The following is a 20,090-nucleotide window of genomic DNA, read 5'->3' as shown; positions in this document are numbered from 1 at the left end:
CGCCATCTCCTCCATGGAGGCCGAGGCCTCTTCGGTGGAGGCGGCCTGCTCGGTCGAGCCCTGCGACAGCTGCTCGGCCGAGGACGACAGCTCCTGCGAGCCGGCCGAGACGTTGCTCGAGGCGAGGATGACCTGGCCCACGACCTCGCGCAGCTTCAGGTTCATCGCCTGGACGGCGCGCAGCAGGTCGCCGATCTCGTCGCGGCTGGACGCGACCACGTCCTGCTTCAGGTCGCCCTCGGCGACCCGGCTCGCGGCGTCGACCGCCCGATTCAGACCCCGGGAGATCGAGAGCGACAGCCAGATCGCCATGGCGAGCCCGATCGCCACCGCGCCGGCGATGACGCCGACGAGCAGCAGCCGGGTGGTCTCGTAGGCGGCCTGGGTGTCGCGGACGAAGTTCTGGGCCACGTCCTCCTCGTAGGCGCGCAGCTTCGCGGCCTCGTCGGTGACCGCCGCCCGGGCCTGGGTGAACGGACCCACGATGATCAGCAGGGCCTTGGCGTCGGTGTTGGCCAGGCCGAGGGTGAAGATCCGCTCGCCGATCGGCTCCCAGGTCTTGACCGCGGCCGCGATCGCCTTGACCCCGTCGAGGAAGCCGTCGGCGCGGGCGGCCTCGGTGAGGCGGACGAGATCCTGATTGAGCTGGCGGCGATGCTCTTGGTACTCGCTGGCGAACTTGGCGAGCATCGCATCGTCGCTGATCATGACCTCGCGGTAGATTTCGGCCAGGAGGCGGGTCACCCGCAGCTCGATCGCGTCGACCAGGCGGCGGTTCTCCACCGACAGGTCCTGGCGGGCGGCCAGTTCCTCGATCCGGGCCATCACGGCCCCGTAGGCGGCCATCTGCTCATTGCCGGCGATGCCGATGGCATTGTTGTTGCCGTTCTTGGCCGACAACTCCAGGCTCTTGGCGGCGATCTCGTTCAGCTTGTTCCAATGATCCTGCAGGGTCTTGATCCGGGCGCGCTCCTCCGGCGAGGCCCGGTCGATGAACTCCGCCAGGAGTGCCCGGAACCGGCCGTCCTGGGCCTTGAAATCGAGGGTGAGCTGCGCCCGCCCGGCATCGGTCGGCTCCAGCAGGGTGCGGTTCATGATGCGCGCCGCCTCGACCGCCATGGTCTCGACGCGCAGGACGCGCTGGACCTGCGCGAACGGACCGGTCGCGAAGGCCTGCATGCGCTCGTTGGAAGCGCCGAGGCTCGCGATGGCGAGGTAGCCGGCCCCGCCCAGGAGGACGAGGATCAGACCGAAACTCAGAGCCAGTTTGGCTCGGATCGTGAAACGCATGGGTCAGCCTGCTGGGTGAAACTGGAACTGCGCCGCGCGGGCTGAACCCCGCGCGGGAAGCGGGGCCGCTCAGGCGGCCCGGATGAAGTCGGCGTCGCGGGCGTCGCCCTCGCCCATGTCGAGGGCGAAGCCGCCGCCCGGGGCTGCGGCGGCCCGGCTGCCGCGGGCCTTGCTGAGCTTGGCCTTGGCCGGAGCGGCCGCCGGCGCGCCCATCCGGGCCGCGGTCGCCCGCAGCTGCGTCGCCGCCACGTCGATCCGTGCCCCGGTGTCCTCGATGCGGAAGTAGGCGATGGTCGCCTGCAGCCGCTCGGCCTGGGTCGCCAACTCCTCCGAGGTCGCCGAGACCTGTTGAGAGGCGCTGGCATTCTGCTGGGTGACCTTGTCGAGCTGCTGGATCGCCTGGTTGATCTGCGTCGACCCGACATCCTGCTCCCGGCACGCCGCCGAGATCTCTTCCACCAGCAGCGCGGTCTTGCGGATATCCGGCACCAGCCGCCCGAGCATCTCGCCCGCCTGCTGGGCCGCCTTCACGGTGTCGACCGACAGGGTGCCGATCTCGGCCGCGGCAGCCTGCGAACGCTCGGCGAGCTTGCGCACCTCCGAGGCCACCACCGCGAAGCCGCGGCCATGCTCCCCGGCCCGGGCCGCCTCGACGGCGGCGTTGAGGGCCAGGAGGTCGGTCTGCCGGGCGATCTCCTGCACGATGGTGATCTTCTGGGCGATGGTCTGCATCGCCTCCACCGCCTGTCCGACCGCGATGCCGCTGGCCTCGGCATCCTTGGCCGATTGCCGCGCGATCGCCTCGGTCTGGCTGGCGTTCTCGGCGTTCTGCTTGACGTTGGCGGCCATCTCCTCGACCGAGGCCGAGGCCTCTTCGGTGGAGGCGGCCTGCTCGGTCGAGCCCTGCGACAGCTGCTCGGCCGAGGACGACAGCTGCTGCGCGCCCGCCGAGACGTTGCCGGCGGCGGTGGCGGACTCGGTCACCACGGCGCGGAGCTTGTCCAGCATCTGCTCCAGGGCGATGCCGAGGACGTCCTTGTCGGACAGGCGCTTCGCCTCGACGGTCAGGTCGCCCGCCGCGATCGCCGTGGCGACGCCGGCGAGCACCTGCAGGTTGTCGGTGGTCGCACGGAGATTGGCCTGGACCTCGCTGCTGAGGCCGCCGAAATCCTTCGACAGCGTCTTGGTGAAATCGCCCACCGAGGCGGCCGCCAGGACCTCCGAGATCTCCCGGAAGGCCTGCTCCACCGCCTGGGCGGTGCCCTGGATCCGGCCGACTTCGTCGAGGCGGCCGGTCTCGAACGGCGTCGCCAGGGTCGCCAGGCGGGCGCTGATCGCGGTCACGGGCTTCGCCACGGTGCGGACCAGAAGCAGGCCGATGGCGATGGCGATCACCAGGTTGGCCGCGATGCCGAGCAGGATCATCTGCGTCGAGGTATCGAAGGCGGCGTTCTGCGCGTCCTGGCGGGTGCGCATCAGCGTGTTCTCGACGCCGACCAAATCGGCGACCTCGGCGCGCAGGCCGTCCATGGCCTCCTTGCCGGCGCCGGCGATCTCGGTCTGGCGCGCGGCCTCGCGGGTCTCGGGGCTGGCCATGGCGGCGATGCCCTTCTCGGCGACGCCGTTGTGCCAGGCCTCGGCCTGCCGGTGGATCTTTTCCAGCCGCTCCTGCTGGGCCGGGTTGTCGGAGGTCAGCTCCTTGGCCTGCCGCCAGGCGGTGTTGAACGTCTCCCAGCCCTTCTGGTAGGGCGCCAGGAACTTGGCGTCCCCGGAGAGCAGGAAGCCGCGATAGCCGGTCTCCTGGTTGACCATGCCGGACAGGGCGCGGTCGGCGGCGTCGATCACCTTGATGGTGTGGTCCGTCCAGTTCACCGACTGACGGATCTCGGAGGATTTCCAGTAGACGACGCCGTTGATGCCGAGGCCGACCAGCAGCATCAGCGTGAAGGCCAGAAACAGCTTTCGCGGTATCGAGATGTTGTCGAGCATGTTCATGGCCTTGTCCTTCGAAGCGGGGATCTCGGTCGGGAGCACCCTGCGGCTGGTGTGGTCCGGGCGAACCCGGATGCGGATCGGATCGGGGCTGCGCCCATGGGCGCAGGTCGGTTGGTGCGAGGGCCATCCCGGAAACCAGATCCGGGACGGCGCCCTCGGTGTCGGGTCGGCCGCTCAGGCGGCGCGGATGAACTCCGCATCGCGGGCGTCGCCGTCGCCCATTTCGAGGGCGAAGCCGCCGCCCGAGGCCGGGAGAGCCCGGTCGGTGCGGAGTTTCGCCTTGGCCGGAGCGGCCGCCGGCGCGCCCATCCGGGCCGCCGTCGCCCGCAGCTGCGTCGCCGCCACGTCGATCCGGGCATCCGCCTCGTCGATGCGGAAGTAGGCGATCGTCGCCTGGAGCCGCTCGGCCTGGGTCGCCAGCTCCTCCGAGGTCGCCGAGACCTGCTGAGAGGCGCTGGCGTTCTGCTGAGTCACCTTGTCGAGCTGCTGGATCGCCTGGTTGATCTGCGTCGAGCCGACATCCTGCTCCCGGCAGGCCGCCGAGATCTCTTCCACCAGTTGCGCGGTCTTGCGGATGTCCGGCACCAGCCGCCCGAGCATCTCGCCCGCCTGCTGGGCCGCCTTGACGGTATCGGCCGACAGCGTGCCGATCTCGGTGGCCGCCGCCTGGCTGCGCTCGGCGAGTTTTCGGACTTCGGATGCCACCACCGCGAAGCCGCGGCCGTGCTCGCCGGCGCGGGCCGCCTCGACGGCGGCGTTGAGGGCCAGCAGATCGGTCTGGCGGGCGATCTCCTGCACGATGGTGATCTTCTGGGCGATGGTCTGCATGGCATCGACCGCCTTCCCGACCGCGACGCCGCTGGCCTCGGCATCCTGGGCGGATTGCCGCGCGATCGCCTCGGTCTGGCTGGCATTCTCGGCGTTCTGCTTGATGTTGGCCGCCATCTCCTCGACCGAGGCGGACGCTTCCTCGGTGGAGGCGGCCTGTTCGGTCGAGCCCTGGGACAGCTGCTCGGCCGAGGACGACAGTTCCTGCGAGCCCGCCGAGACGTTCCCGGCCGCGGCGTTCGCCTCCGTCACCACGGCGCGGAGCCGCGCCAGCATCGTCTGCAGGGCGAGACCCATCGTGTCCTTGTCAGAGAGCGGCTTGGCCTCGACCGTGAGGTCGCCCCCCGCGATCGCGTTGGCGAGGGCGGCGGTCTGCCTGAGATTGTCGGTCATCCGGTTCATGGCGGTGATCAGGTCGCCGATCTCGTCGTTCGATTTGACCGCGATCGTCTGGCCCAGATCGCCGACCGCGACGGCCTCGGCGAGCGACACGGCCCGCGCCATCCCCCGGGCGATCGAGACCGCGAGCCACCCGGCGATGCCGAGGCCGAGGAGGAGCGCGCCGGCCAATGTCGCCAGCATCAGCGTCTGGCTCTCCTGCGACGCCGTCTTCGCGTGCTCGACCGCCTCCGCCATCTGGCGGCCCTGGTAGTCGGACAGGAGGTCGAAGGCCTGGTTGGTGGCGATGGACGCGGCGCTGTACTCGCCCGACACGAGCTCGATCGCGTGGATGGGTGCGCCGGGCTCGATCGTGGCCAGGGCCCTCTGGAATGAGGCGGCCCAGGTCTCGAAGCTCTTCCGGACCGCATCGGTGGGAACCTTCAGGGCCGCGCCGACCCGGAGCAGGTTGTCCAGGCTGCGCCCGATCTCGTCGCGCAACTGCTTGGTCGCCGTCACGTGCTCGTCCAACCCGGCGACGCTGACCGCGCCCGTCGCGGCTTGCAGCCGGCCCCAGGCCCGTTCGAGGGGGATCTGGAAGGCCAGCACCGCCTTGATCAGATCGATCGAACGCTCGTCGGCCTTGGCCGTGAGCGCCTCCAGTTCCGTCCGCAGCACAGCCATGGCCGGGCGACCCACGCCGAGGATCTCCGCCCAGGCCCGGGCATTGGCATTCATCCGGGCCAGATCCACGATCCGGTTGCCCAGAGCGACCTGCTTCTCATACTTTTGGTCGAGATCCTGGACGAGCCGGGCACCCTCGTCGGTCGTGGCACCGACCTTGACCTTGGCGATGATCTCCTGCGCGCGCTTGCGGTTATCGAGGGCGCGCTTGAGCGAATCCGCGATCTGGGCGTCGTTGACGGTGATCACCGCCGTGCGCAGGTTGGAGGTGCTGCGGATGGTACTGCCCTTGGCTTCCAGCACCAGGGCCTGCGTCTCCGCGCGGCCGCGGAGGAACGCCTGGCTCCTGTCCGCCGCCACCAGGCCCTGGTAGCCCACCCCGCCGGCCAGGCCCGCGAGAATCAGCAAGGCGCCGAACCCGCCGGCCAGCTTGGCCTTGATCGAAACCCGCATCGCTTCAGTCCCTGCCGATCAATTCAAGATTGCTTGCATGTCCGGGATGATGACGAAGTCATCCCCGGACTTGACGATCGAGCGGATGTATTCGGGCCGCCACGACGTGCCGATCTTCGGCGCCGGCTGACGGGTCTCCAAGGCAACCGCGGTGACCTCGAACACCTTGTCGGCCACGAGCGCGACCAGGGTCGGATCGCCGTCGAGATCCAGCTCGATCACCACGAAGCGGGTGTCCGGCGTCGCGGCCTCCATCGGCATGCCGAAGCGCTCGCGGATATCGGCCAGCGGCACGACGTTGCCGCGCACGTTCACCACATGGCCGAGATGGGGCCGCGCCCCGGCGACCCGGGTGGTCGGGATCGGGTCGATGATCTCGCGCACCATCCCGGCCCCGAGCGCGAAGATCTCGGGGCCGATACGCATCATCACGACCTGCAGGGCGTGGCCCTGCTCGATGGCCTCGACGAAGTCGGTCATCACGCCACCTCACGGTAGTCGCGCAGCCCGTCCGGGGCGGCGCTGATCTGTCCACCGGCCATCAGCTGGGCCGGATCGATGATCAGGGCGGCGGTGCCGTCGCCCAGGATCGTGGCGCCCGAGAAGGTCGTGACGTCGGCGTGCAGCTTCGACAGCGACTTGATCACCGTCTGGTGGTTGCCGAGGATCTGGTCGGCCACGAGCCCGAACCGGGCCTCGCCCACCGAGACGATGATCACCTTCTGGTACGGGTCGGGCTCGCCGGTCGCCTCGAACAGGCTGCGCAGCCGCAGGAACGGCACGAGGTCGCCGCGGATATTGAGGAAGTCCCGGCCGCGCTCGCTGCGCCCGCTCGCGGGCAGCTCGACGCATTCCTCCACGGCCGCCAGCGGCAGCACGTAGCGGCCGTCGCCGACCCGGATCAGCAGGCCCTCGATGATCGCCAGCGTCAGCGGCAGGCGCAGCACGACGGCGGTGCCCGCCCCCGGCTCAGTGGTGATGTCGATCGAGCCGCGCAGGGCCTCGATGGTCTTCTTGACCACGTCCATCCCGACGCCGCGGCCCGACAGGGCCGAGATCTGCTGCGCAGTGGAGAAGCCGGGTGCGAACAGGAACTGGTAGACCTGCTGGTCGGTGAGCGGGATGCCGGGGGCGACCAGCCCGCGCTCCTCGGCCTTGGCGCGGATGCGCGCCACGTCGAGCCCGGCGCCGTCGTCGCGCACGGTGACGAGGACCTGGGCGCCGACATGCTCGGCGGCGAGCGAAATGCGCCCGGTCGCGTCCTTGCCGGAGGCGGCCCGGTGGGCCGGGTCCTCGATGCCGTGATCGATGGCGTTACGGATCAGGTGCACCAGCGGATCGGCCAGGCGCTCGATCACGGTCTTGTCGAGTTCGGTCTCCTCGCCGTCGGTGACGAAGGTCACGGGCTTGCCGAGATCCCCCGACAGGTCGTGGACCAGGCGCCGGAACCGGCTGAACAGCGCCCCGATCGGCACCATCCGGATGCTCATGGTGGTGTCGCGCAGCTGTGCCGACAGCCGCTCGATCTCCTCCGCGATGGTGTGGAGCCCGCCATCGGCGTGCAGGCCGGCGAGCTGGCTCAGCCGGGCCTGGGCGATGACCAGCTCGCCGACCCGGTCGAGCAGCTCATCGAGCCGCTCGGCCTCGACCCGCATGGTGCTGGACCCGCGCGGCTCGGAGTTGCGGGCCGGGCCCCGGCGCTCCGCCTCCGGCTTCGGGGCGGGCGGGGTCGCGGGCTTGACGGCGGGCGCCGGGGCGGACCGCTCCGGGGCCGGAACCGGCACGGGCGCCGCGACGATGGCAGGCGTGGGCGCGGGTTCGGGCGCCGGCTCGGGGGCGTCCAGCGGCGCCAGGCTCAGGACCATGTCGTCCCGGACGAACAAGAAGACGTCCTCGATCGCCTCCCGGGTCGCGGACCCGCGGAGCGTCACGTCCCAGCCGAGCGCCAGGCTCTCCGGGTCCAGGGCGGCGAGGTCGGGCAGGTCGGCCAGCCGCGGCACCACCGTGCAGGGGCCGAGATCGCGCAGCTCATCGAGCAGCGCCAGCGGGTTGGTGCCGTTGCGCAAGACCTCCGGGGCGAAGGCGATCCCGATCCGCCACCCTTCGGGCGCGGCGTCCAAGCTCGGGGCTTCGGGTTCTAGCTCTTGGGGTTCTAGCTCTTGGGCGATCTGGGGCTGGGCCGAGGCCCGGTTCACCAGGCGCTCGAGTTCGGCCAGGATCGCCTCGCCGATCACCGGGGCGGTGGACTCCGGATCCTCGATCAGCGTGCGGATATAATCCTTGGCCGAGAGGGACACGTTGACCAGATCGGCGCTGATCGGGACCTCGCCGCGCCGGACCAGGTCGAACGCGGTCTCGAAATCGTGCGTGAAGGCGGCGACCCGGTCGAAGCCGAACATCGCCCCCGATCCCTTGATCGTGTGCAGCGCCCGGAACGCGGTGTCGATCAGCGCCGAGTCGCCCGGCCGGTCGCCGAGGTCGAGCAGGGTGGTCTCCAGCCGGTCGAGAAGCTCGTTGGCCTCCGCCAGGAACACCTCTCGCGGATCATGGTCAGTCATCGTCGAGCAGATCCAGTTGTGCCGTCTTCCGAGGCATTCGGGCGATTACCGGCCCGTGAAGCCGCCGACCGGAGGCTAGATATCGCGATCAACCGGGTTGACGCCCGATCGGCACCAAACTCGGTCTACCGATCGGGAATCACCATACTTTAAACCCCTTAAGAAAAGAAGTCCTAACGTCGTTAAAAAATCCGCCTGATCGGAACTTTCCCGAAGAAACTTCGTAACGCACAGCGATAAGATCTGTACTTTTTCGCAAAGACTCGAAGTTTCTAGTTCGCCGATCCGGCACAATATCGATTGTGCACAAATGAACCACCGGATGTTCCGGTATTTGCGCTACAATACCTGAAGTAGATCCAACCAATAATGACGCCGGATGGCGAAAACTGGCACCGACCTAAAACAGATCGATCCCGGCGAGCGGGTCGTCGTCGTTTTCCTCGGCCGGCGCCGCCGTTCCGAGCAGGCGCCGGGACATCCGCTCCCGGACCTCCCCGAGGGTGCAGCCGGCGATGGTGGCGGCGATCCAGTCCAGTTCCGGCCCGGCGGCGTCGGCGGGGCGCTCCGGGGCGGCCCGCAGCGCCCGCAGGATCGCCTGGAGGTTCTGCATCCGCTGCTTGGCGAGATCCTGGAACTGCATGGCCACGATCGCGCCCGAGACGTCCTGGGTGATCGCCTCGGTGGTCTGCACGGTCTGGGTCAGCACGCCCGCGAAGCGCGAGCTCTGCTCGACCAGGGCCTGCATCACCAGGCGCACCCGGGCGTCGGCGTTCCGGCTCTCCTCCGACATGTCGATGGTGGCGATGTCGTGCAGGAGCGCGTGGCTGCTGCGCAGGCCGCCGGCGATCGAGCCGATCTGCTGCTTGATCACCCCGGAGAGCGTGTTGATCGTGCCGGCCAGGCTGCGCACCTCGTCGGCGACCACCGCGAAGGCTTTTCCGGCCTCCCCGGCCCGCGCCGCCTCGATCTTGGCGTTGAGCGCCAGCAGGTTGGTCTGGCGGTTGATCTTCTCGATCTCGGCGATGCTGCCATCCACCGAGGACAGTTCGCCCAGCACGCCGTTCAGCGCGTCCTCCATGGTGGCGCCGCGCGACGACATGAACCCGATCCTGTCGTTGAGCATCGCCAGGATCTCGCCGAGCGCCGCCGCGACCTCGGCCAGCGGCCGCTCGGCGCCGTCGATCCGCACCGATTGGATCGACGTCACCAGCCCCTGCACGATCTCGGACTGGCCGCGGGTGGTCGCCGCGATGCGCTGGAACCGCTCCGACAGGCCGTGCACGTCGGTCTCGACATCCGCCGAGATGATCCCGAGTTCGTCGATCAGCGCGTCCAGGGTCTTGCGCTGGACCTCCGACAGGCCGAGCCGGGCCTGAAGAATATCGGCGGCCCCGAGCGGGTGCTGCGGCGCAGCCGGCTCGGCGGCGGGCGGGACCCCGGCCAGGGCGAGCGCGCCGCGCGCATCCGATGCATCCACGTGCTCCGACTTCAGAGTCGCGCGCCCCCAAAAGACCATCGATCTGTATTCCTCGGACTCGGCCAGCTCTCGCCGGGGACAGGCTCGAATTGACGGCCGTGAGCCGCCGGTTTCTAAGCCGGGCATCTGAATGAACAGTTATGCCGCATTCTATATGTGGAGCGCGTGACGCGATTTCTGCGATCCACCGCGCGCAAACATCGCTCCTAGACTTCTACACGCGAATATAAATGCATATCGCATATCCGTTCGTACGTTCGATCGAATATCAGTTGTTTCCGATCCACGGTCTGAGCCGACCCCCGTACAATCTACTCAATACAAAAAGGCCTTCCGGCAGCCGACGAGCAGTTTTCAACAGGAAACGTTGGATAAAGCCTCGGACCTGCTGGGTCCTTATGGTCTCTCAAGGGAAACTTAACAGGACCGACTCTTAAAGCGGTCGACTGCAGCCAGTCTGGCCGCGCACCAGCAGCAGATTCCTCATGGCCGAACCTGTCACCCTCACGATGCCGCCGGATTGCACGCTCCGGACGGCGCAGGCGCTCCAGGCCGACCTGCTGGCGGCGCTCGACGGCGCGTCCGGCCTGGCGCTGGATTGCGCGGCGATCGAGACGGTGGACGTCACCTTCGTCCAGCTCGTCGTCGCAGCCGCCCGGTCGGCCGCGCCGCGCGGCGTCACACTCGACCTGATCAACCTGCCCGACATCGTGGCGGCGGCCTTCCGGCGCGCCGGCTTCGCGCCGCACGCGCCGTTCGAGACCGCACCCGCTCACTGATCCCAGAACCGGATTTTATTCATGGCCACTGTTCTCGCCGTCGACGATTCACCCAGCATCCGGCAGATGATCAAGATCGTCCTGGGCCCCGCCGGTCACACGGTGATCGAGGCCGAGGACGGCGCCCAGGGCCTGGCCAAGGCCAAGGCCGAGGCGATCAACTTGGTGATCACCGACCTCAACATGCCGGTTATGAACGGCATCGAGATGATCAAGCAGCTGCGCACGGTGCCGTCCTGCGCGGGCGTGCCGATCCTGTTCCTGAGCACGGAATCGGACGAGGCGATCAAACAGCAGGCGAAATCCGCCGGCGCCACCGGCTGGATCACAAAACCGTTCAAGCCGGAGCAGTTGCTGGCGGTGGTGGCGAAGCTGATCCGCGCCTGAGCGGGCGGCGCCGCAGCGCAGGAAACATCACGTCTCCCCTGTGCCGCGCGGGCTGCGATGTTCACGCATCGTCTTCGGCGAAGCGCGACGTGCTCGCCTCCCCTTGTGGCTACGGGCTACACAGGTTTGAGGCACAGGCGCTGTTGCAGGCCGCGACGCGCCCCCTCTCCCGTGCGGGAGAGGGTTGGGGTGAGGGACCAGGTCTTTCCGGAGAGGTCTTATCCCTCACCCTGTCCCTCTCCCGCACGGGAGAGGGGACCCGAGCCTTCTGCGCCTACGGTATGAAAGCGGCTACGGTCGAAACCTGTGTAATCCTTAGACCCTGTTGGGAGGGAAAACGCGTGGTGTTTCGAGCGCCTGCGGGCGAGCGAAAGCGCGCCCGCAATGCCGAAACCAAGAATCCGGTCCCGCCGCAGATGATCTGCAATAACCGGTGCAACCCACGCTACAGACCTCAAAATCCCCTCTCGAAACCCGGTCTCGTCCCTAAAATCAGATCCGCGTGTGGATGAGCACGGCAGCGGCAACGTGGGACCGGAACGGGACCCCCACCGGCACGTTGACCGGCGCCATCACGATGCAATCACGGCGTCTCACACAGTTCGGCACAGCGGGTCGGGTACAGAATGGGCGGTCAGCCACCAGGGTCCGGAACGGCTGCGCCGCAGGCGACGGCCCCGGCTGGGGAGTCGAGCCAGGGGCCTGGGGCGGCCGGGACCATCGCGCTGAGCGACAGCTTCCGGCGCTTCGCCGACGTGGTGCCGCTGATGCTGTGGCGCTCGGACGAGAACGGCCACGCCGTCCACCACAACGAGTGCTGGCTCGACTTCACCGGGCGTCCCCTCGAGGAGGAACTGCGCCTCGGCTGGCGCAGCGGCCTGCATCCCGAGGATTTCGAGCGCCACGCCCGGATCGTCGCCGAGGCCTTCGCGGCCCGGACGCCGTTCACCGTGGAGTTCCGCCTGAAGCGGCATGACGGCGTCTACCGCTGGCTGCTCGACACCGCCCGGCCGCTGGTCGAGGACGGGCGCTTCCAGGGCTATCTCGGCTCCTGCTTCGACATCACCGACCGCAAGCATGCCGAGGAGCATATCGAGCAGGCGCTCGCCGAGAAGGAGGCGCTGCTCGCCGAGGTCTACCACCGGGTGCGCAACAACCTCCAGGTGATGGTCAGCCTGATCGGCCTCTACGGCCGGGCCGCCCCGGACCCGTGCCGCGGCAGCTTCGAGGCGCTCGGGCAGCGGGTGCGGGCGATCGCGCTGGTGCAGCAGCACCTGCACGAGGCGCCCCATATCGCCTCGATCGACCTGCACGATTACCTCCACCGCCTGGCCTCGGGCCTCGGGCAGCTGCGGCGGGCCGGGCGGATCAGCGTCCAGGTCGGCGGGTCCGGAACCGGGCTGGTCGAGCCGCGCACCGCCAACGCGCTCGGCATGATCGTCGCCGAGATCGTGGCCGAGTGCCTCGACGCCACCGCCGAGCACGTCGCCTGCTCCATCGCCATCGAGATCGAATCGGCCGAGGGCCACCCGTTGCGCGTCTCGATCGTCTCCGGGGTCAGCGAGATGGCCGCCACCGGCCGGTCCAACATCCCCAAGCTCGGGCCGCGCCTGATCGCCGCCTATGCGGCCCAGGCCGAGATCCGGGTGAGCGGCGATGCCAGCATCGCCGAACCGCTGATGCTGATCCTGCCGCCGACGCAGCCCCCGGAGCCGTGAGCGCCGGCGCCGCGCCCCCTGGTGCTTCGCGATGGAGTCGCCAGATCTTTGCCGGGGCCTTATAGCGGCCCCGGCCCATTCCAGATCCGGTCCACCATGGTTCCCCCAATCGACACCATCGTCGAGAACTTCGCCTTCATCGACGATTGGGAAGAGCGTTACCGCTATCTCATCGAGCTCGGGCGCGCCCTGCCGCCCGCCGACCCGGCGCTGCATGCCGAGACCAACAAGGTCCAGGGCTGCGCCAGCCAGGTCTGGATCGACCTCGACGTCGACCGCTCGGATTCGGAGCCGCGCCTGCGCATGCGCGGCGACAGCGACGCCCACATCGTGCGCGGCCTGGTGGCGCTAATGATCGCGCTGTTCGACGGCAAGCCGCTCCGCGAGGCCGCCGAGACCGACGCCTTCGCGCTCTACACCAAGCTGGGCCTGGGCGAGCACCTGACCCCGCAGCGCTCCAACGGCGTCCGCGCCATGGCCGACCGGGTGCACCGGGACGCGGTGCGGTTTCTGAAGGTCGAGGGGTAGGAGGCGGGGCCAGACGGCGATCCGTTCGACGGGGTGCTCCCACCTACGCCCTCATCCCTACGGGCTACACAGGTTTGAGGGGGAGGCGTTGTTCCAGATCGCGACAGGCCCCCTCTCGTGTGCGGGCTAGCGGATTCACCCATCGGGGTCGGCACGATACGCTGGAGACACCGCGACTCTCCCTCCCCCCTCTGCGGGGGAGGGTGGCCCCCGAAAGGGGGTCGGGAGAGGGGAGCGACGGTGCAGGATCGGGCTTTGCCCGTCATGCCGGTCGCGCCTTGTCCTGAACCCGGGCTCCCCTCTCCCGACCCTCGCTGACGCGAGGCCCACCCTCCCCCGCAGAGGGGGGAGGGAGACGCGCCTGGATCCGACCGTTCCTTCCATCCGGCTACGATGTGTGAACGTCGTAGCCCGCACGGGATAGGGGACCCGCGCCTTCTGCGTCCACGGTATGATCGCGGCTACGGTCGAAACCTGTGTAGCCCGTAGCCCTCATTCTGGAGTGCCGCAGCGGAGGCCTCAGGGGATTGGGTTGGCGTGCGGCCGGACTCGGCCCCCTCCCCTCACGCCCGCCACAGCCGCAACCGCCCGTGATCCGGCCTGGTCGCCTCGCGCGCCAGGCCGTAATGCTCGGCGAGCCGCCCCAGGGCGATGCGGGCCACGACCTTGGCCGAGCGGGCCGGCCAGCGGCGCTCGGCCTCGATCCGCTCCAGGCCCTTGAGGAAGCCGCACAGGTCGATCAGCAGGCCCGACAGGTCGCTGCCGACCGCGTCGAGGGCGCCGCGGACCCGCTGGCGTGCGGCGATCACCTGATCGGAGGCGGCGGCCGGGTCGCGGGCGCCGCCGCCGTCGACCCGGGGGGCGCCGAGCTCGATCCCCATCCGGGGCAGCATGGCGGCCGTGGTCATGTCCCGGCGCAGCCGCTCGCCGGCCTCGAAGGCGGCCGGGTCGATCAGCGGCGTGCCGTCCCCGTTCCGGCGCCGGACCATCCAGGCCAGGGGATTTTCCGAGGCGTTCCGCAAAGCCGGCTCCGGGGCGCCCCCTGGATCACGGTCAGGTCGTGGTGCTGGGCGAGATAGGCCATCCCGTCCGGGGCCTGCTGGCGTCGCAGACGCGCCTGTCCCGCCGGGCTGATCGTCAGCTTCGCGCCGGCCGGGTCCCAGGCGGCGAGGTCGGCCTCGACCAGCGCCCGGCCGGCTCTGTCCGAAAACCGCCCGCTGCCCACCGAGACCCCGTCGCCGCCCCGCCGGACCAGCAGGCCGTCCTCGGTCAGGGGATCGGGTCGGGCATAGGCCCCCGCCTCGCCAAGCCGCGTCAGCAGCCGCGCCGCCTCCGGCGCCAAGGGCGCTCCGGCGGCCGCGCCTTGTGCCGCAGCCTTGGGCCGCCTCGCCTTCGCCGGTTTGTTCATGTTTTGTTCCAATCGCGATACGCGGCTTCGCAGCACCGGCGTAACGCAGGATCGGTCACGATGTCAAGGCTTTTTTACCTATAACCGGATTCAGGTCCGGCTCGGCCTGGTCGGTGGCTGGCGAAGGATTTCGGCGATCTCATCCTCGGACTTGCCGCGGACCGCGTAACCCAATTCTTCGAAGCGATCGATCAGCGCGGCGCTGTCGGCGGCAGACCGCGCGGCCCATTCGGAGAGCGCGGTGTTCATCCGCTGGATATCCTCCGCGGGATTACCATTCTGCGGGTCTGGAAACGCAGTCATGCTCAGCACCTCAGAGCCGGACGGAGTTGCGACCGCATCGCACGAAACGCGCCATCGCATCTCAACGCCCGACATCGTCCCGGTATCCCGCGACGCCCCGAGGGTCCGGTCCGGTACCGTCAGGCGGCGTCCCGGAGCCCGTCCGGACGGCCCAGCCCGATCGCCTTGGCGAGTTCGGAACGGGTCTTGGCGTAGTTCGGCGCCACCATCGGGTAATCGGCGGGCAACTTCCACTTTGCGCGGTATTGCTCGGGGCTCATCGCGTATTTCGACCGGAGATGCCGCTTGAGCGACTTGAACTTCCGCCCGTCCTCCAGGCAGACGATGTAATCCGCCGTCACCGAGCCCTCGACCGGCACGGCCGGCTCCGCTGGTTCCGCCGCCCCAGCGTGGCTCTCCGCGACCCGCTTCAGGGCGGCGTAGACGTCGCCGAACAGCGCCCGCAATTCGCTCACCGGAATGGCATTCTTACGGACATAGGCAGCCACGACGTCGGCCGTCGCACCGACGAGGTCGATCGTTTTCTCGTTCTCTCTCACTACAAGACCCCCCGGTTTCAGAAATAGCGTGCGTCCCGCTCCAGCCCTGATCGTTCCAAGCATTGTCCGACGCCCACATCGGGACAAAGTGGTACCCGGCGCGAGCAAGCGACCCCGAGCAGCGCGTGCACCAATCGATCCCGTGTAGACAGGTACAACAGGACGACTTGTATTACAAGTTAGAACGACATTACCGGGGATCGACGCCTCCGTCCGTACAGGGATACTTCCATCTCAAATTTTCTATCCATAAGTAGATGGAGATATCCTTCTTACTAACTTAAAGTTATGCCCCTCGGGGCTCCGGCCGGTTCCGGAGTCGCGGCGGCTTGCGTCGCGACCTCCGGCGGGACACATCCCCAGACCGGACGGAGAGAACCCGGCGGGAGATACGATGACGGAGATCGGGCGCGGCTTTCTTGCAAACCGGACCGGGGCACCGGTGGCCGAGATCCGGCCGCGGCGCTTCAGCGTCCACGGCCGGGAGATCGTCGACGACTACGCGTGGTTGAAGGCGGAGAACTGGCAGGCGGTCCTCAAGGACCCCGCCGCCCTCCCCGACGACATCGCCGCCTACCTCAAGGCCGAGAACGCCTACGCCGAGGCCGCCCTCGCCGGCGCCGCCGACCTGCGCAAAGCTCTGGTCTCCGAGATGCGCGGCCGCATCCAGGAGGACGAGAGCGGCGTGCCCGATCCCGACGGGCCCTACGCCTATTACACCCGCCACCGCGAGGGCGGGCAGCACCCGCTGGTCTGCCGGCGGCCATCGACCTCGCCGAACGTGCCGGATTCCGGCCCCGACCGGGACGAGACGATCCTGATCGACGGCGACCGCGAAGGCGAGGGTCTGCCGTTCTTCGAGATCGCCGCCGCGGTCCATTCCGACGACCACGGGCTGCTCGCCTGGAGCGCCGACACCAAGGGCTCGGAACTCTACACGATCAAGGTCCGCGACCTCGCCACCGGCCTCGACCGCGACGACCGGGTCGAGGCGACCTCCGGCGAGGCGGTCTGGGCCGCGGACGGGCACAGCTTCTGGTACGTGGCCCTCGACGCCAACCACCGGCCCGCCAAGGTGATGCGCCACCGCCTCGGCACCGCCCAGGCCTCAGACGAGACGCTCTACTCCGAGCCGGATGCCGGCTACTTCGTCCATATCGGCCGCACCCAGTCCGGCGCCTTCCTGGACGTGACCGCCAGCGACCACGAGACCTCCGAGGTCCGGCTCCTCGACCGGCACGCGCCGTCGGCCGCCCTACGGCTGGTGCAGCCCCGCGAGCCGCTGCTGATCTACGACGTCGAGCATCGCGGCGACCGGCTCTACATCCGCACCAACGCGGACGGCGCCGAGGACTTCAAGATCGTCACCGCCCCCCTGGACGATCCGGGCCGGGCCAACTGGACCGACCTCGTGCCCCACCGGCCGGGGGTGATGATCCGCCACCTGCACCTGCTGGCCGGCCACCTGATCCGCCTCGAGGTCGAGAACGCCCGGCCCCGGATCATCGTGCGCGACCTGACTGAGGGCGAAGAGCACGCCGTCGCCTTCGCCGAGGAGGCGTACGCGCTCGGCCTGCGGGGCGGGCACGAATTCGACACGGCGACGATCCGGTTCGTCTACTCGTCCATGACGACGCCGTCCGAGACCTGGGACTACGCCTGCGACAGCCGCGACCGGACCCTGCGCAAGCGCCAGACCATCCCGAGCGGGCACGACCCGGCCGCCTACGTCACCCGCCGGCTGTTCGCCACCACCCCGGACGGCGAGCAGGTGCCGATCTCGCTTCTGCACCGCCGGGATCTGGCGCTGGACGGCTCCGCGCCGCTGCTGCTCTACGGCTACGGCTCCTACGGGACACTGATGCCGGCCGGGTTCCGGACCAACCTCTTGAGCCTGGTCGATCGCGGCTTCGTCTACGCCATCGCGCATGTCCGCGGCGGCACCGAGAAGGGGTGGCGCTGGTATCTCGACGGCAAGCGCGAGAAGAAGCCCAACACCTTCACGGATTTCATCGCCTGCGGGCAGGCTCTGATCGCGGCCGGCTATACGGCGGAGACGCGCATCGTCGCCCATGGCGGATCGGCCGGCGGCATGCTGATGGGCGCCGTCGCCAACCTCGCCCCCGAGCTGTTCGCCGGCATCGTCGCCGACGTGCCGTTCGTCGACGTGCTCAACACCATGCTGGACGCGGAGCTGCCGCTCACCCCGCCGGAATGGCCCGAATGGGGCAACCCGGCCGAGAGCGTCGCGGCCTTCGAGACGATCCTGTCGTATTCGCCCTACGACAACGTCGCCGCCAAGGCCTACCCGGCGATCCTGGCGCTCGGCGGCCTCACCGACCCGCGGGTGACCTACTGGGAGCCGGCGAAATGGGTCGCCCGCCTGCGCGCCACCATGACCGGCGGCGGCCCGATCCTTCTCCGGATCAACATGGAAGCCGGCCACGGCGGCGCCGCCGGCCGCTTCGACCGGCTGGAGGAGGTGGCGCTGATCTACGCGTTTGCGCTGATGGCGGTGGGGAAGGCTTAGGGAGGCGTCTGACTAGCCTCTCCCACCCAAGCCCTCATCCTGAGGTGGCGTAGCGAAGCGAAGCCCTCGAAGGAGCCCTCCAGCCAGCCGCGCGATCCCTGGAGGGCTCCTTCGAGGCCCAGCGATCTTCGATCGCCGGGCACCTCAGGATGAGGGGAAAGTTGGGATACTCGTCGTCAGAGCCGTCATGCAGCAGGGATCGCGCGCACACATAGGCACTCAGAGCATGACATCCGACGCTCGACACCGTCCGCGGTGAGTGATTTGCTGCCGGTCCGCCCTCAGGTAGAGCGGAATGTCACGGCTGTAGATCAAAAATGATCGCGTTTCCCGTCATCGCCGACAAGCAGGCTTTCGCAAGCTGGCGTGCGGCGCCCAACAACTGGCACACCCTCGTCAACGCCATCGCGCGGGCGTCGAACGTTGTTGCGGACGAGATCACACCTTTCCAGACCGGAACAAATCTCGTCGTCGGCTTGAATGACAGCTTAATCCTGAAACTCTTTCCGCCGATCTACCACAGTCAATTCATCTCCGAGCGCGCGACGCTCCGTCTCTTGAGCGGAAAACTCTCCGTGCCCATTCCTCGGCTCGTCGCCGAGGGCGAGCGGAGCGGCTGGTCCTACCTCGTCATGACCCGCCTGCACGGGATTCTCGGGTCGGAGGCTTGGCCGACCCTGTCCGAGTCCGAGAAGGTGCGCGTCCTCGCGGAGATCGGCCGTACGATCGCGGAGATGCAGGCGGTCCCGCCCGGTGACCTCGCGGCCATCGAACCGACATGGCCGGACTTCGTCGCGAGGCAGGTGACGGGTTGTATCGAGCGGCATCGTCGGCAGGGCCTCGCCCCGAACCTCCTGGCCGATCTCGATGAACTCCTCCGGCAAGTCCCCTCTGTGGTCCCGCTCGATGCCCCGCCGGTGATCCTCACGGGGGAGTGGATACCCGAGAACTTTCTCCTGGCGGAAACAGACGGCCGATGGCATCTCGCGGCGCTGATCGACTTTGGCGACGTGATGACGGGCTGGCGCGAGTATGACCTCCTCGGCCCCAGTGCCTTCATGTGCGCCGGCCTGCCCGGTCGCGTGGCCAGCCTCATGCGCGGGTATGGCCTCCGACCGGATGCCCTGGATGCCGCCATGCGGCGGCGTCTGCTGACGCTGATGCTGCTGCATCGCGCGAGCGATTTGCGGCACATCGATATCGACGGGTGGGAGGCGAGGGCCGGCCGGTTGGTCGATCTCGAAAACGTCGTGTGGCCCGTGGACCGTGGACGTTAGAAGATTTGTTCTGAGGGAAGAGCTCACTCACGCAAGAACCGCGATGGATCGGAAGCGGATGCCGCCGCCCACGGTAAACAACGATGCTTAAGCTCGATCACCTCACCGTCATCGCTCCAACCTTGTCGGAGGGCGTCGAGCATGTTCGTGCCTGCCTCGACATCGACGTGCCATTCGGGCAGCGGCACCCCTCCATGGGGACCCACAACCATCTGTTACAACTCGGTGACCTGATCTACCTGGAGATCGTTGCGATCGATCCCGATGCCGAGCGTCCCGACCGCGCCCGTTGGTTCGGCCTCGACGACCGCCTGCGGGTCAGACGGGATTGGGATGCTGGCCGCCGCCTCCGTGGCTGGGTCGCGAGAACCGATGACATCGACCGTGTGCTCGAAGGCCGCGAAGCCATCTTCGGCCGCAAGGTCGGGCTGCCGATCGATGCCCCCGCGTTCGACTTCACGATCCCGGACGATGGCTCCCTTCCCATGGATGGCGGCGCTCCCTCCATCATCGACCGGCGGGGCAGGCCCCGCGCGATGGATGCCATCGCCGATCGCGGCGCGCGTCTAAAGGGGTTTACGCTCGAACACCCTGAGGCCGCTCTCATTGCAGCCCTGTTGCAGGACTTGGCCATCGATCGGGCGCCGGTTGTCACCCAGGAGGCGGTGCTTCGGTATCGTGCGCAGATCGAGACGCCGGGCGGTCTCAAGGAGTTGGCTTGAACCGTCCGCCTCGGACCACGGCACACGACAGGGGCTGGCTTGATCTTGATCGGCGCCGGTCCACCCCAACCCCTCATCCTGAGGTGCGTCCGCGCAGCGGACGCCTCGAAGGAGCCCTCCAGTCTGCTCGCGATCCCTGGAGGCCTCCTTCGAGGCTGCTGCGCAGCACCTCAGGATGAGGGGAGAGATTGGGATGTCCGTAACGTAGGCCGCTGCCCTTCGGGATTGCGCGC

At 68.6% G+C, this 20,090-nt stretch carries 15 protein-coding genes and 1 pseudogene; 7 read left to right on the top strand and 9 right to left on the bottom strand.

Annotation, left to right across the window (positions count from 1 at the left end; all coding sequences use genetic code 11):
- The 6 genes from MKK67_RS05020 to MKK67_RS32530 form a co-directional block, all read right to left on the bottom strand.
- Positions 1–1,290, bottom strand: a 1,290-nt coding sequence (locus tag MKK67_RS05020; protein WP_243962561.1) for a methyl-accepting chemotaxis protein, incomplete at its 3' end; no start/stop codon positions are given.
- Positions 1,291–1,359: 69 nt separating this feature from the next.
- Positions 1,360–3,285 (bottom strand): methyl-accepting chemotaxis protein, encoded by a 1,926-nt coding sequence (locus MKK67_RS05015; protein WP_243962556.1) that lies wholly within the window; start codon positions 3,283–3,285, stop codon positions 1,360–1,362.
- Between the two features lie 174 nt (positions 3,286–3,459).
- Positions 3,460–5,628, bottom strand: coding sequence for a methyl-accepting chemotaxis protein (locus MKK67_RS05010; RefSeq protein ID WP_243962555.1), 2,169 nt, complete (start codon positions 5,626–5,628; stop codon positions 3,460–3,462).
- A gap of 18 nt (positions 5,629–5,646) precedes the next feature.
- Positions 5,647–6,108 carry a chemotaxis protein CheW gene (locus tag MKK67_RS05005; protein ID WP_243962554.1) on the bottom strand — a complete coding sequence of 154 codons (462 nt, stop codon included), beginning with the start codon at positions 6,106–6,108 and terminating at the stop codon, positions 5,647–5,649.
- Positions 6,108–8,186 carry a chemotaxis protein CheA gene (locus MKK67_RS05000; protein ID WP_243962553.1) on the bottom strand — a complete coding sequence of 693 codons (2,079 nt, stop codon included), beginning with the start codon at positions 8,184–8,186 and terminating at the stop codon, positions 6,108–6,110. The genes MKK67_RS05005 and MKK67_RS05000 overlap by 1 nt, the downstream gene beginning before the upstream one ends.
- A 400-nt stretch (positions 8,187–8,586) precedes the next feature.
- Positions 8,587–9,666 (bottom strand): methyl-accepting chemotaxis protein, encoded by a 1,080-nt coding sequence (locus tag MKK67_RS32530; RefSeq protein WP_313898999.1) that lies wholly within the window; start codon positions 9,664–9,666, stop codon positions 8,587–8,589.
- 485 nt (positions 9,667–10,151) lie between these two features.
- Here MKK67_RS32530 and MKK67_RS04990 point away from each other — a divergent pair, with 485 nt between their 5' ends.
- The 4 genes from MKK67_RS04990 to MKK67_RS04975 all read left to right on the top strand — a co-directional run bounded on the left by MKK67_RS04990 (position 10,152) and on the right by MKK67_RS04975 (position 13,078).
- A complete protein-coding gene (locus MKK67_RS04990) occupies positions 10,152–10,445 on the top strand; it encodes an STAS domain-containing protein (RefSeq protein WP_243962552.1) in 294 nt (97 codons plus the stop codon).
- Positions 10,446–10,466: 21 nt separating this feature from the next.
- Positions 10,467–10,832 carry a response regulator gene (locus MKK67_RS04985; RefSeq protein ID WP_243962551.1) on the top strand — a complete coding sequence of 122 codons (366 nt, stop codon included), beginning with the start codon at positions 10,467–10,469 and terminating at the stop codon, positions 10,830–10,832.
- Between the two features lie 626 nt (positions 10,833–11,458).
- Positions 11,459–12,550 carry a sensor histidine kinase gene (locus MKK67_RS04980; RefSeq protein WP_243962550.1) on the top strand — a complete coding sequence of 364 codons (1,092 nt, stop codon included), beginning with the start codon at positions 11,459–11,461 and terminating at the stop codon, positions 12,548–12,550.
- 96 nt (positions 12,551–12,646) lie between these two features.
- Positions 12,647–13,078 (top strand): SufE family protein, encoded by a 432-nt coding sequence (locus tag MKK67_RS04975; RefSeq protein ID WP_243962549.1) that lies wholly within the window; start codon positions 12,647–12,649, stop codon positions 13,076–13,078.
- Positions 13,079–13,641: 563 nt separating this feature from the next.
- Here MKK67_RS04975 and MKK67_RS04970 read toward each other — a convergent pair.
- The 3 genes and pseudogenes from MKK67_RS04970 to MKK67_RS04960 all read right to left on the bottom strand — a co-directional run bounded on the left by MKK67_RS04970 (position 13,642) and on the right by MKK67_RS04960 (position 15,328).
- Positions 13,642–14,486, bottom strand: a pseudogene (locus MKK67_RS04970) (DUF6456 domain-containing protein).
- Positions 14,487–14,576: 90 nt separating this feature from the next.
- Entirely contained in the window at positions 14,577–14,789 is a 213-nt protein-coding gene (locus MKK67_RS04965; protein ID WP_243962567.1) for a hypothetical protein, read from the bottom strand.
- Positions 14,790–14,908: 119 nt separating this feature from the next.
- A complete protein-coding gene (locus tag MKK67_RS04960; protein ID WP_243962548.1) occupies positions 14,909–15,328 on the bottom strand; it encodes a MucR family transcriptional regulator in 420 nt (139 codons plus the stop codon).
- Positions 15,329–15,722: 394 nt separating this feature from the next.
- Between MKK67_RS04960 and MKK67_RS04955 the strand changes: the two genes are divergently transcribed.
- From MKK67_RS04955 to MKK67_RS04945, 3 genes are all read left to right on the top strand, one after another.
- Complete coding sequence (locus tag MKK67_RS04955) at positions 15,723–17,858, top strand: S9 family peptidase (RefSeq protein WP_243962547.1); 2,136 nt, start codon at positions 15,723–15,725, stop codon at positions 17,856–17,858.
- 317 nt (positions 17,859–18,175) lie between these two features.
- Positions 18,176–19,135 (top strand): aminoglycoside phosphotransferase family protein, encoded by a 960-nt coding sequence (locus tag MKK67_RS04950; RefSeq protein WP_243962546.1) that lies wholly within the window; start codon positions 18,176–18,178, stop codon positions 19,133–19,135.
- An 83-nt stretch (positions 19,136–19,218) separates the two neighbouring features.
- Positions 19,219–19,857: a VOC family protein gene (locus tag MKK67_RS04945; RefSeq protein ID WP_243962545.1), complete on the top strand. Its 639-nt coding sequence runs from the start codon at positions 19,219–19,221 to the stop codon at positions 19,855–19,857.
- The last annotated feature ends 233 nt before the right edge of the window (positions 19,858–20,090 follow it).

This window comes from Methylobacterium sp. J-072, assembly GCF_022829425.1.
In the GTDB taxonomy this organism is placed as follows: Bacteria; Pseudomonadota; Alphaproteobacteria; order Rhizobiales; family Beijerinckiaceae; genus Methylobacterium.
Note: the sequence above shows the minus strand (reverse complement) of the source record. Positions and strands in the feature narration are given on the sequence as shown.